We start from the raw sequence: 13,062 nt of genomic DNA on the forward strand, positions 1-13,062 counted from the left end.
GCCGCTGTCCCCTGTCCTAGTGTAGCCGCGGTGCCTTCAAGAGCTTCATGCGGTCGATCGAGGCCAGCGTCACGTCGAAAGTGACGCCCTCATGATAGACCGTCAGCGGCACGTCGACGCCGGCCGTGCCGAGCGACCAGAGCTTCCTGTAGAAGCCGGTCTGATCCGTCACCTTCTCGCCGGCGACCGCGAGGATCACGTCGCCGGTCTTCAATTCGGCACGCGCCGCAGGTCCCATGCTGGCGACGCCGATCACCACGAGGCGGTTGTCGATCTCCATCGTGTGCATGCCGAGCCAGGGCCGCGCCGGCTTGTTGACACGGCCGAATCTGCGCAGGTCGTCGAGCACAGGATTGAGCAGATCGATCGGAACGATCATGTTGACATGCTCGGCGCGGCCCGAGCGCTCGCGTTCGAGCTGCAGCGAGCCGATGCCGATCAGCTCGCCGGCATTGTTGAGCAATCCGGTGCCGCCCCAGTTCGGGTGCGACGGATGGGTGAAGATCGCCTCGTCGAGCAGGTACTCCCAGTAGCCCGCGAATTCCTGCTTCGCGGCGATCTGGCTCGCGACCGATCGGGTGCGGCCGCCGGCGCCGCCGAGCACGACATTGTCACCGATCCGCGTCGCCGCCGAGGAGCCGATCGGCAGCGGATCAAGGTCGAGCCTGCCGAGCACTTGCACCAGGCCGAAGCCCGATTCGAAATCGAAGCCGAGCGCGTGGCCCTCGACCGCGCGGCCGTCGCCGAGATGCAGCCATACCGTGGCCGCCTCGGTGATCAGATAGCCGATCGTCAGCACCAGCCCGTCGTCGATCAGAACGCCGTTGCCGGCGCGCTCGGTGCCGAGCGTCTCGGCGCTGAAGGCGTCGGGTGGAATGATCGAATGCAGTCCGACCACACTCCTCAGCGCGCGATCGAGATCGAAGCGGTAATCTTCGGGGCGAGGCTGAAAGGCCGGTGGCACTTTCCATTCGGTGGTGGCGGGCATCAGGATCTCCTGGCGTGCAGGGCGCTGGAACCTCAAGCTAGTCCGAGGTTATGCCGGCAGGGAAGATGGAATGATATACCTTGCATGGCCGGCTGCACAGCTCATGTGGCGTGCAGACCTGCCTCTCGCAAGATGAAATGAACTACTCGCTTTTCGTCGAAGCGCGCGCCGGCATGATGCGGAAGGCGCGATTTTCCTTGATCCACGCGGCGCGCTCGTCGCGCAGCATAGTGCGGCGGACCTTTCCGGAATCGTCGCGCGGCGCGACGCCGACGCGCTCGAAACTCTCCGGATGCTTGTAGCGGCTCAGCCGGTCTTTGAGGAAATCGCCCATGCCGTCGGCGATTGTCTGCGCGTCGGCTTTGTCGGCGAGTTCGAGGATCGCATGCACGCGCTGGCCGAATTCCAGATCGGGCAATCCCACCACCACGCAGGAGCGCACCTCGGGATGTTCGCTGACCGCGGCCTCGACCTCGGCCGGATAGATGTTGGCGCCGCCGCGCAGCACCATGTCGGCGAGCCGGTCGCCGAGATAGAGATAGCCTTCCTCGTCCAGACGTCCGATGTCGCCGAGTGATTCCCAGCCGTCCGGCCGCCGCTTCGGTGCAGCGCCGAGATAGTGATAGGTGGAGCCGGCGCCGTCATTGGGCAGGAAATAGATCTCGCCGGTCTCGCCCGGCGCGACGTCGTTGCCGTCCTCGCCGATGATGCGTAAGCGCGCGGTCTCGCCGATCTTGCCAACCGAGCCCTTGTGCGCCATCCACTCGACGCCCGAGATCACGCAGGCGCCCTGCCGCTCGGTGCCGCCATAGAGCTCCCAGACCCGTTCCGGCCCGAGCCATTCGATCCACTTCTCCTTCAGCCAGGGCGGCATCGGCGCCGCCATGTGAAACACGATCTGCAGGCTGGAGACATCGTAGCGGTTGCGCACCTCCTCGGGCAGCGCCCAGATCCGATGCATCATGGTCGGCACGAAGTTGACCCATTGCACGCGCTCACGCGCGATCAGCCGCAGTGTCTCCTCGGCGTCGAACTTCACCATGCCGGTCAGCTTGCCGCCACCGAACAGAGCGGAGTGCGACAGGATGAACGGCGCGTTGTGATAGAGCGGACCCGGGTTGAGCAGCGAAGCCTGATGCGGAATTCCGAGCATCAGCGGCGTCGTGGTTTCGATCACCGCGGGGTTGTGATCGAGGATCACCTTGGGCCGTCCGGTCGAGCCGCCGCTCGTCATCGCCTTCCAGTAGCGCGCGACCGGCGCATCGAGCGGCTCCTCGGAGAATCCCTCCGGCACGAAATTCACCGGCAGCGAGTTCGGCGCGTTCCAGTCGGCCTCGCCGCCGACCACCAGCGAGGGTTTGAGGATCTCGAGCACCGCGGCGGCTTCGCCGCGCGGCAGCCGCCATGACAGCGAGGTCGGCGTCGCGCCGCATTTCCACACCGCGAAACTGGTCTCGAAGAATGCGTTGCTGTTGGGCAGCCCGATCGCGACGAAGTCGCCAGGTTTGACGCCCTTGGCAGCGAAGGCCCGCGCCCGCGCATTGGCGCGGCGCTCAAGCTCATGCCAGGTCAGCGCATCGGCGCCGTGACTGATGGCGATCGCGTCAGCGGGCTTGCGTTCGGCATACCAGCGCGGCACGTCGGCGAGAGGGAGAAGCATGGATCGTTTCCGGACGGAGAGGCGGTTCGAAGCGCTCTTGTTGCAGGGATGGTGCCCTTAAGGCCACCGCCGCCACTTCACCAAGACTGCGGTCTCCATGTCAAGCGGATGGCTGCCGAGGTAACCGGTATCCCGCTGATGGACCTGTAGAATTCCCGTTTGATAAAAGCTCCGTCAAGATTCCGGTAAAGTTCAAGCGATCGCGCTAAGGCGGACTTTACGGGGCGACGGCATTGTGGCCGGTGCAGTTGTGTGCCGGGCGCGTCGATCGACCTGCGCAGTGTCAAAGTTTTTCAATGACCAATGTCTTCAAGGGCGATGACGATGGCGAGCAATGGGGCACGGACCAAGGTCAGTCGCGAGCCGCGGCGCCAGCTCAACAACCGTGCGGCGTGGATCACGGTCGATGATGGCGCCACCGAAAGCGCCTGCGCCGTGGTCGACATTTCGCCAGGCGGCGCCAAGATCACCACCGAAGTCGCGTTCGAGGTCAAGGATCGCCTCGCGCTGACGCTGCTCGCCGATCATGCCAAGCGCTACCCCTGCGAGGTGGTCTGGCGCCGCGGCAAGACCTACGGGCTCAAATTCGTGATGGCGGAAGCCGAGCCCGACCAAGCGGCGGCCACGGAGCCGGCCGGCGCGATCTAAAAGCATGATCCGGAAAAGTGAAGCGGTTTTCCGAAAAGATCATGCGCAAAGAAGAAGCCAAAGCGAGATGACGATTCAACCTCATCTCACTGACCGCTCCGCGCACGAACGCCCGCTTCATCGCCCCGATGTGTTGGACGAACCGCCGGGAGGTGCTGGCGCCGCGCTGCCGGCACTGCTGCCGGACGACGGCGCGTAGCGCTGGCCGGACTGGGTCGGGAGCGCGGTGCCGCCGACACCGTTCGACGGTGCGGCGCGGTCACCCGGCCGCGGCGGCAGCGGGGTGCCTCCGGTGCTTTGCGCAAGAAGTTGGACCGGTGCCAACGCGAGGCCGGCGGCGAGGAGGATGGTGAATTTGTTTCTAAGCATGTGCTGGTCCGAAATAGCGCGGTGAGGCTGGAGCGGTATGCACAGCCGCGACGTAGATTTCCAATCACTCGTATAACGTCATCCGTAATGGATGCGTTCCGTGCGGCATCACCACGGCGAACCAAATATCCGTGTGACATATCTCGACGACGATCACGAAGCCGCGCTCAAACAATCTCTAGCGAGCGGGCTTTTTCAGGCGATGCTGCCGTTCACGATTAGCCCCGATAGCGCAGTGCCTCGACCAGCAACGCGAAGGCCGGTGCGGATTGGCGGCGGCTCGGGTAATAGAGGTGATAGCCCGGAAACGGCGCGCACCAGTCGTCGAGCACCTGGATCAGCTGTCCCTTGGCGAGCGGCCCGCGCACCTGATCCTCGGCGACATAGGCAAGCCCCAGCCCGGCCAACGCGGCCTTGATCCGCAATGCGGTGCTGTTGAACACCAATTGTCCGTCGACGCGGACCTTGAGCGGACGGCCACGCCGCTCGAATTCCCAGGCGTAGATGCCGCCAAGGGTCGGCAGGCGGATGTTGATGCAGGCATGCTGCGTCAGGTCCTGCGGCCGCTTCGGGCGCTCCCGCTGCTTGAAATAAGAGGGTGCGCCGACCACGACCATGCGGAAATCCGGACCGATCCGCACCGCGATCATGTCCTTGGCGAGCTGCTCGCCGAGCCGAACCCCGGCGTCGAAGCGCTCCGCGACGATATCCGCGAGCCCGTTGTCGACCGTCACCTCTACCTTGATGTCGGGATAGCGCGGCAGGAATCCGGCCAGCACCGGCCACAGGAGGGTCTCGGCCGCATGCTCGCCGGCGTTGATGCGGATGATCCCGGCGGGTTTGTCGCGCAGGGCGGTCAGTGCGGCCAGCTCGGCGTCGATCTCCTCGAAGCGCGGGCCGATGCCGTGCAGCAGCCTTTCGCCGGCCGCGGTCGGCGCGACGCTGCGCGTGGTGCGGGTCAGGAGCCGCACGCCCAGCCGCTCCTCGAGCGCGCGAATGGTGTGGCTGAGCGCCGATTGCGACACCCCGAGCCTCGCCGCGGCGCGGGTGAAGCTGCGCTCGCGCGCAACCGCGAGGAAGGCGATCAGGTCGTTGACGTCATGCCGCGGCATTCATGAGTCCTGCTCATAAGTCCATCCCGATTTTTACGTCTAATTGCCCACCGGTGCACGCCCTAAATCCCGTTGCGACCAATCCAGTCATCGACGCGGAGAGACATCATGCAGAAGCGCAAACTCGGCAACGGCAACCTCGAAGTCTCGGCGATCGGCCTCGGCTGCATGGGCCTGAGCTTCGCCTACGGCCAGGCGCTCGAGAAGGAGCAGGGCATCGCGGTGCTCCGCGGCGCGGTCGAACGCGGCATCACCTTCTTCGACACCGCCGAGGTCTACGGTCCGTTCGTCAATGAGGAACTGGTCGGCGAGGCGCTGGCGCCGGTGCGCAACGAGGTCGTGATCGCCACCAAGTTCGGTTTCGACATCGGGAGCATGGCCGAGCGGCACCGATCGCTGAACAGCCGGCCCGAGCACATCAAGGCGGTGGCGGACGCCTCGCTGAAGCGGCTGAACATCGATGTGATCGATCTGTTCTACCAGCACCGCGTCGATCCCAACGTGCCGATCGAGGACGTCGCCGGCGCCGTGAAGGACCTGATTGCCGCCGGCAAGGTCCGCCATTTCGGCCTGTCGGAGGCCGGCGCGCAGACCATTCGGCGCGCCCATGCCGTGCAGAAGGTGACGGCCTTGCAGAGCGAATATTCGCTGTGGGAGCGCGGGGTGGAAGCGGAGATCCTGCCGCTGCTGGAAGAGCTCGGCATCGGCTTCGTGCCGTACAGCCCGCTCGGCCGCGGCTTCCTCACCGGCGCGATCAGCGCCAGCACCACATTCGCGAGCGACGACTTCCGCAACCTGGTGCCGCGCTTCACGCCGGAAGCCCGCCGCGCCAATCAGGCGCTGGTCGATCAGCTCGGCCGGATCGCCGCCGGCAAGGGCGCGACGGCGGCCCAGATCGCGCTGGCCTGGCTGCTTGCGCAGAAGCCGTGGATCGTGCCGATCCCGGGCACCACGAAGCTCAATCGACTCGAGGAGAATATCGGCGCCGCGCGCGTCGAACTGACCGCAGCGGATCTCGCCGAGATCGGCAAGGCGGTGGCCGAGGTCGAGGTGCAGGGCGCGCGCTATCCGGAGCATCTGCAACAGATGGTCGGACGCTGAACGCGTCTTTTCCTCCGTCATTCCGGGGCGTGCGAAGCACGAACCCGGAGTCCCATCAGGCCGCATCACCCGTCGTGAAATGGATTCCGGGCTCTCGCTTCGCGAGCCCCGGAATGACGAGGGAGAGACTCGGCGTCGTCCTGGCTTTCGCCAGGACGGCGGATGGTCGGCGCGTTACCGCCAACCCCACGGCGCGATCAGCGTTCCGTCAGCTTCAGCTCGATGCGGCGGTTGCGCTTGTAGGCGTCTTCGGTCTGCGCGGTGTCGAGCGGCTGGAATTCGGCGAAGCCGGCGGCGACCAGGCGCTGCGCCGGCACGCCGAGCGAGACCAGATACTGCACCACCGAGATCGCGCGCGCCGAGGACAATTCCCAGTTCGACTTGAACAGCGGGCTGTTGATCGGCCGAACGTCGGTATGACCGTCGACGCGCAGCACCCAGCCGATCTCGCTCGGGATCTTCTTGTCGAGATCGACCAGCGCACTCGCCACGGTATCGAGTTCGGTCTTGCCCTCCGGCAGCAGCGTCGCCTGGCCGGTGTCGAAGAACACTTCGGACTGGAACACGAAGCGGTCGCCGACGACGCGGATATCGGGGCGGTTGCCGAGGATGGCGCGCAGCCGGCCGAAGAATTCCGAGCGGTACTTCGACAGCTCCTGCACCCGCTGCGCCAGGGCCACGTTGAGGCGCGAGCCGAGATCGGCGATCCGGTTCTGCGATTCCTTGTCGCGCTTCTCGGAGGCATCGAGCGCCTCCTCGAGCGCAGCGAGCTGGCGGCGCAGCGCGCTGATCTGCTGGTTCAAGACCTCGATCTGCGCCAGCGCGCGCGACGACACGCTCTTCTCGGATTCCAGCGCCTTGTTGAGCTCGGTGGCGCGGCCCTGTGCGTCGTTGCCGGAATTGGCGAGCCCTTCATAGAGCCCCTTCATGCGGTCGCGCTCGCCTTCGGCCGAAGCCAGGCCGGCGCGTAGCTGCGACACCTGGTCGTCGAGCGTCAGCTTGGAGAGCTTCTCCAGCGACAGCAAGTCGTTGAGCTGGGCGATCTTGGCGGTGAGCTGCTCCAGCGCCTTGTCCTTGCCGGTGACCTCCTGCGACAGGAAGAACTGCACGACGAGGAACACCGAAAGCAGGAACACGATCGACAGTACCAGCGTCGACAGCGCGTCGACGAAGCCGGGCCAGTAGTTGAAGCCGGATTCGCTGCGGCGCGAGCGGGCGAGGGCCATGAAATGTCTCCCTGGACTTGGTGCGCCCCGGCTAGCTCTTCTCGGGCTGGCGGGCGAGGCGTTCGAGCAGCCGCTTGATCTCGCGGTTCTGCTCGCCCTGGCCGTCGGCCCATTCGCGGATCATCTGCTGCTCGGTGCGCATATGCGCCACCAGGCCCTGGATCGCCTCGGCCAGATTGGCCATCGCGGCCGTGGTGTTGCGGCCGCCGCCGCTGCCTTCCTCGAGCGTGGTGCGGAGGCGATCGATCGCGCCCTGCATGTCGCCGGAGGCGCCGGTCTCATCGCCGGAAATGCCGCGTACCGTGGTGGCAAGCCAGTCCTCGAGGTCGGTGTAGAAGCGGTTCTGGGCCTGGCTCGATTGCAGGTCGAGGAAGCCGAGGATCAGCGAGCCGGCGAGGCCGAACAGCGACGACGAGAACGAGATGCCCATGCCGCCGAGCGGAGCGGCCAGCCCTTCCTTCAGCGTATCGAACAGCGCGCCGGCGTCGCCGCCGACCTTGAGCCCGTCAATCACCTTGCCGACCGAGCCGACCGTCTCGATCAGGCCCCAGAAGGTGCCGAGCAGGCCGAGGAACACGAGCAGGCCGGTCATGTAGCGCGAGATATCGCGGGCTTCATCCAGGCGGGTCGCGATCGAATCCAGCAGATGCCGCATGGTCTGCTGCGTGATCGACATCCGCCCGGTGCGCTCGCCGCCGAGAATGGCTGCCATCGGAGCAAGCAGCGTCGGACGGCGCTCGATCGCAAGGCCGGGATCGGCGATGCGAAAATTGTTGACCCAGGCCACTTCAGGATAGAGCCGGATCACCTGGCGGAACGCCAGGATGACGCCGATCAGGAGCACCGCGCCGATCAGGGCGTTGAGCCCGGGATTGGCGAAGAATGCGGTGACGATCTGCTTGTACAGCACGACCCCGACCAGCCCGCAGAGCACCAGGAAGACCAGCATCCGCACCAGGAAGATCCGGGGCGAGGACAGCTTGCTCAGTTCGATCTCCATGTCGGAGCGGGTAGTGGGCATTGCCTAGTCATCCGTTCGCGAAGGCCGCATCTGTGCGCAATATGGCACAGCGGTGCAGTGAGGAAAGCCGAATCCAAGGGCGGTGGACAGAACCTTGGGCTGAATCCGGCACTGGCCGCAGCCGTATCCCGCCTTCCGGGGCTCGGTGCCGCGTCATCCGCGGCGGCGGCCGGTCCCGCTTGCGAGCGCAAGGCGCCGCCGCGGCGGCATGCCTTGCCGAGGAGCCGGGTGGTGCGGTGGCTGATTCGGGCCAAAGGGCTCGTCATGCGATGTGCCGCATGGATGCGCACCGAACTGCCCTGTTCCCGCTCATGTATTCGTTAACGCATTCCCGCAGCCTCCGATGGAACCCGCTCACAATCCGGTGAGTCGATAAAACATGCCGCGATATCAGTGCGATAGGTTTGTGTGACAATGAGCCGCCCGGCAAACGCATTGCGTCGCAGCAAGCGAGATTTATTTTCACCGCAACAACACGCGCGGTGTCGTCGTGACACCGCCGTTGGTTTGTCTGAACCTACAGGGGGCGATTTCTTCGATGTCTGGTCTTCGCGCGCAATCGGCATGCATTGCTCTGATGCTGGCCGTAACGGCGCCACTGCTTGCTGGCTGTAACGAGCCGAATTCCGCAACCGCGGCCGTGCAAGCGCCTGAGCCGGACGTCAGCGTCGTCACCGTGAAGCCGCAGGCACGCGCGATGGTGCGCGAACTGCCGGGCCGCATCGCGCCGACCCGCGTCTCCGAGGTACGCCCGCGCGTCTCCGGCATCGTGGTCAACCGCATGTTCCATCAGGGCAGCGAGGTGAAGGTCGGCGACCCGCTGTATCAGATCGATCCGCGTCCGTTCGAGGTCGAGGTGCAGTCAACCGAGGCGGCGTTGGCGCGCGCCAAGGCCGTGCTCGAACAGGCCTCGTTGCAGGCCCGCCGTATCGCCACCCTGACCAGCCAGCGTGCGGCGCCGGAAGCCGAGAACGAAAAGGCGATCGCGACGCTGAAGGGAGCCGAGGCCGACGTGCAGGGCCGCGAGGCCGACGTTGCGCGCGCAAAGCTCAACCTGGATTACGCCACCATCCGCGCGCCGATCGACGGCACCATTGGTGCCGCGCTGGTCTCTGAAGGCGCGCTCGTCGTGCAGAACGACGCCGCGAGCCTTGCCACCATCCAGCAGCTCGACCCGATCTACGCCGACTTCCAGCAGTCGGTCACCGAGTTGAGCCAGCTTCGCCGCGACTTCGAGAGTGGCGATCTCGATCGCATCGAGTCCGATGCGATGAAGGTTCGCCTCGTGCTCGACGACGGCTCGATCTACGCCCTGCCGGGCAAGCTGCTGTTCTCCGACGCCAAGGTCGACGCCCACACCGGGCAGGTCACGTTGCGCGGTGAATTCCCGAATCCGAAGCGGGTCCTGCTGCCGGGCATGTATGTCCGCGTCCAGATCGAGCAGGGCATCGACACCGACGCGATCGCCGTGCCGCAGCAGGCGATCCAGCGCAATGGCGGCGGCGGCAGCGAGGTGTTCGTCGTCAAGGACGACAATCTCGTCGCGGTGCAGCCGGTGCGTACCGGCTCGTTGCAGGGCGGCACCTGGTTCGTGACCGAGGGCCTGAAGGCCGGCGACAAGGTCGTCGTCGAGGGGTTCCAGAAATTCGCTGCCGGCGACAAGGTGCGGCCGCGGGCCTGGCACGAGGCCGACGCGGCTGCCGCACAGCCGGATTCGCAACAGACCGCGCACGCGCGGCGGTGATCCGAGATGCCTAGTTTCTTCATCGACAGGCCGATCTTCGCCTGGGTCGTCGCGCTGTTCATCTGTCTGATCGGCGCGATCTCGATCCCGCTGCTCGCCGTCGCGCAGTACCCGATCATCGCGCCGCCCTCGATCTCGATCTCGACCAGCTATCCCGGCGCGTCGCCGGAGAACCTCTACAACAGCGTGACGCGGTTGATCGAGGAGGAGCTCAATGGCGCCGCCAACATCCTGAACTTCGAATCGACCTCCGACTCGCTCGGCCAGGTCGAGATCATCGCCAACTTCAAGCCGGGCACCGACACCAGCCAGGCCTCGGTCGAGGTGCAGAACCGCCTCAAGCGCGTCGAGGCGCGGCTGCCGCGCGCCGTGATCCAGCAGGGCATCCTGGTCGAGGAAGCGTCCTCGGCCGTGCTGCAGATCATCACGCTGAACTCGACCGACGGTTCGCTGGATGAAGTGGGCCTCGGCGACTTCATGATCCGCAACGTGCTGGGCGAGGTGCGCCGCATCCCCGGCGTCGGCCGAGCCACGCTGTATTCGACCGAACGTTCGCTGCGCATCTGGATCGATCCGGCCAAGCTGGTCGGCTACGGCCTGTCGGCCGACGACGTCAACCGCGCGATCACGGCGCAGAACGCCCAGGTCGCCTCCGGCAGCATCGGCGCCGAGCCGAGCACGGACACCCAGAAGATCTCCGCGCAGGTGCTGGTCAAGGGCCAGCTCTCCTCGCCCGACGAGTTCGGCGCGATCATCCTGCGCGCCAATGCCGATGGCTCGACGGTCCGGCTGCGCGACGTCGCACGGATCGAGATCGGCGGCCTCAGCTACCAGTTCAACACCCGTCTCGACGGCAAGCCGACGGCCGGCCTCTCGGTGCTGCTGTCGCCGAAGGGCAATGCGCTGGCGACCGCGAGCGCGGTCGAAGCCAAGATGAAGGAGCTGTCGCGCTTCTTCCCGGCCAACATCTCCTATGAGATCCCCTACAACATCACGCCGGTGGTGAAGGCCTCGATCGAGAAGGTCCTGATGACCCTGGTCGAGGCGGTGGTGCTGGTGTTCATCGTGATGTTCCTGTTCCTGCAGAACATCCGCTACACCATCATTCCGACCATCGTGGTCCCGGTGGCGTTGCTCGGCACCTGCGCGACCCTGATGGCGGTCGGCTTCTCGATCAACATGCTGACCATGTTCGGCATGGTGCTCGCGGTCGGCATCCTGGTCGACGACGCCATCGTCGTGGTCGAGAACGTCGAACGCATCATGGCCGAGGAAGGCCTGCCGCCGAAGGAAGCGACCCGGAAGGCGATGTCGCAGATCACCAGCGCGATCATCGGCATCACGCTGGTGCTGATGGCGGTGTTCGTGCCGATGGCGTTCTTCCCCGGCTCGGTCGGCATCATCTATCGCCAGTTCTCGGTCACCATGGTGGCGGCGATCGCGTTCTCGGCGCTGCTCGCGCTGTCGCTGACGCCGGCGCTGTGCGCGACCTTGCTCAAGCCGGTCGAGAAGGGCCATGGCCATGCGCGAAAGGGCGTGTTCGGCTGGTTCAACCGCGTGCTCGATACCAGCCGCGCCGGCTATACGCGCACCGTGCAGGGCTCGCTGAAGCGCACCGGCCGGCTAATGGCGATCTATCTCGTGCTGTTCGCGGGCGTCGCCTACGGCTTCGTGCGGCTGCCCGGCGGCTTCCTGCCGGTCGACGACCAGGGCTTCATCACGACCGACGTGCAGACGCCGTCGGAATCCTCCTATGCACGTACCGAAGCCGCCGTCGAGCAGGTCGAGAAGTACCTGAAGACCCGCGCCGGCATCGAGAACGTCACCTTCCTCACCGGCTTCAGCTTCCTCGGCCAGGGCATGAACACTGCGCAGGCCTTCATCACGCTGAAGGACTGGTCGGAGCGCGGCGCGAAGGATTCCGCCGCCGCGATCGTCGCCGACATCAACCGCGAGCTGTCGTCGATCCGCGACGCCAGGATCTCGGCGCTGCAACCGCCGCCGATCGACAACCTCGGCAACTCCTCGGGCTTCTCGTTCCGCTTGCAGGATCGTGGCCAGAAGGGCTATGCGGCGCTGATCGCCGCCTCCGACCGCCTGATCGCGGAGGCCAATGCCAGCCCGATCCTGCAAAAGGTCTATGTCGAGGGCCTGCCGCCGGCGCCGCAGGTCAATCTGATGATCGACCGCGAGAAGGCCGGCGCATTTGGTCTGACGTTCGAGGACATCAACAACACGATCTCGACCAATCTCGGCTCGAACTACATCAACGACTTCCCGAACCGCGGGCGCATGCAGCGCGTCATCGTGCAGGCCGACAAGACCAGCCGCATGAACGCGGACGACATCCTGAACTACAATGTCAAGAACAGCCGCGGGCAATTGGTGCCGTTCTCGGCCTTCGCCACCATCGAATGGTCGAAGGGGCCGACGCAGATCGCGGGCTTCAACTATTATCCGGCGGTGCGCATCTCCGGCGAGGCGAAGCCCGGCTTCACCTCGGGTGACGCGATCGCGGAGATGGAGCGGCTTGCCGACAAGCTGCCGCGCGGCTTCGGCTATGAATGGACCGGCCAGTCGTTGCAGGAGAAACTGTCGGGCTCGCAGGCGCCGTTCCTGCTCGCGCTGTCGGTGCTGGTGGTGTTCCTGTTGCTGGCCGCGCTCTATGAGAGCTGGACTATTCCGCTCGCGGTGCTGCTCACCATTCCGCTCGGCATCTTCGGCGCCGTGGTGGCGGCGACGCTGCGCGGACTGTCCAACGACGTGTATTTCACGGTCGGTCTGATCACCATCATCGGTCTGGCCGCGAAGGACGCGATCCTGATCATCGAGTTCGCCAAGGATCTGCGCGCGCAGGGTAAGCCGCTGGTCGAGGCGACGATCGAGGCGTGTAGCTTGCGGTTCCGTCCGATCCTGATGACCGGCCTTGCCTTCGTCTGCGGCGTGCTGCCGATGGCGATCGCGACCGGCGCCGGCGGTGCCAGCCAGCAGGCGCTCGGCACGTCGGTGATGGGCGGCATGATCGCCGTCGTCATCCTCGCGCTGCTGCTGGTGCCGGTGTTCTTCGTCAGCGTGCAGCGCGTGCTCGCCGGCGATCGCGAGCAGGCGGCGGAGAAGGCCGAGATCTACGGCCCGCCTGCGCCGGCGAGGGGCGGCCACTGACATCGGGGCCGGTCCTGATTGACTCGGGACC

Annotated in this window: 10 protein-coding genes; 4 read left to right on the plus strand and 6 right to left on the minus strand. The window is 65.8% G+C overall.

Annotation, left to right across the window (positions count from 1 at the left end; genetic code table 11):
* Positions 1-16: 16 nt before the first annotated feature.
* Positions 17-988 carry a S1C family serine protease gene (locus CWS35_RS11225; protein ID WP_100956240.1) on the minus strand — a complete coding sequence of 324 codons (972 nt, stop codon included), beginning with the start codon at positions 986-988 and terminating at the stop codon, positions 17-19.
* Positions 989-1,130: 142 nt separating this feature from the next.
* Complete coding sequence (locus tag CWS35_RS11230) at positions 1,131-2,648, minus strand: AMP-binding protein (protein WP_100951936.1); 1,518 nt, start codon at positions 2,646-2,648, stop codon at positions 1,131-1,133.
* A 324-nt stretch (positions 2,649-2,972) separates the two neighbouring features.
* Here CWS35_RS11230 and CWS35_RS11235 point away from each other — a divergent pair, with 324 nt between their 5' ends.
* Positions 2,973-3,296 carry a PilZ domain-containing protein gene (locus CWS35_RS11235; protein WP_157817123.1) on the plus strand — a complete coding sequence of 108 codons (324 nt, stop codon included), beginning with the start codon at positions 2,973-2,975 and terminating at the stop codon, positions 3,294-3,296.
* Positions 3,297-3,413: 117 nt separating this feature from the next.
* Here CWS35_RS11235 and CWS35_RS38945 read toward each other — a convergent pair whose 3' ends face one another.
* Complete coding sequence (locus tag CWS35_RS38945; protein ID WP_157817124.1) at positions 3,414-3,665, minus strand: hypothetical protein; 252 nt, start codon at positions 3,663-3,665, stop codon at positions 3,414-3,416.
* Between the two features lie 218 nt (positions 3,666-3,883).
* Entirely contained in the window at positions 3,884-4,777 is an 894-nt protein-coding gene (locus CWS35_RS11240) for a LysR family transcriptional regulator (protein WP_100951938.1), read from the minus strand.
* A gap of 108 nt (positions 4,778-4,885) precedes the next feature.
* Between CWS35_RS11240 and CWS35_RS11245 the strand changes: the two genes are divergently transcribed.
* Positions 4,886-5,878, plus strand: coding sequence for an aldo/keto reductase (locus CWS35_RS11245; protein WP_100951939.1), 993 nt, complete (start codon positions 4,886-4,888; stop codon positions 5,876-5,878).
* A gap of 197 nt (positions 5,879-6,075) precedes the next feature.
* On the opposite strand, the gene CWS35_RS11250 is transcribed toward CWS35_RS11245, so the two are convergent.
* Both CWS35_RS11250 and CWS35_RS11255 read right to left on the minus strand, forming a co-directional pair.
* Positions 6,076-7,104: a peptidoglycan -binding protein gene (locus CWS35_RS11250; RefSeq protein ID WP_024579225.1), complete on the minus strand. Its 1,029-nt coding sequence runs from the start codon at positions 7,102-7,104 to the stop codon at positions 6,076-6,078.
* A gap of 31 nt (positions 7,105-7,135) precedes the next feature.
* The gene (locus CWS35_RS11255; protein WP_024579224.1) at positions 7,136-8,125 is read right to left on the minus strand and encodes a hypothetical protein; all 990 of its coding nucleotides are present in this window, start codon (positions 8,123-8,125) and stop codon (positions 7,136-7,138) included.
* A 538-nt stretch (positions 8,126-8,663) separates the two neighbouring features.
* Between CWS35_RS11255 and CWS35_RS11260 the strand changes: the two genes are divergently transcribed.
* Both CWS35_RS11260 and CWS35_RS11265 read left to right on the plus strand, forming a co-directional pair.
* Positions 8,664-9,869 carry an efflux RND transporter periplasmic adaptor subunit gene (locus CWS35_RS11260; RefSeq protein WP_024579223.1) on the plus strand — a complete coding sequence of 402 codons (1,206 nt, stop codon included), beginning with the start codon at positions 8,664-8,666 and terminating at the stop codon, positions 9,867-9,869.
* A 6-nt stretch (positions 9,870-9,875) separates the two neighbouring features.
* Complete coding sequence (locus CWS35_RS11265; protein WP_024579222.1) at positions 9,876-13,031, plus strand: multidrug efflux RND transporter permease subunit; 3,156 nt, start codon at positions 9,876-9,878, stop codon at positions 13,029-13,031.
* Positions 13,032-13,062 lie beyond the last annotated feature (31 nt).

The sequence above is a fragment of the Bradyrhizobium sp. SK17 genome (assembly GCF_002831585.1).
Classification (GTDB): domain Bacteria; phylum Pseudomonadota; class Alphaproteobacteria; order Rhizobiales; family Xanthobacteraceae; genus Bradyrhizobium.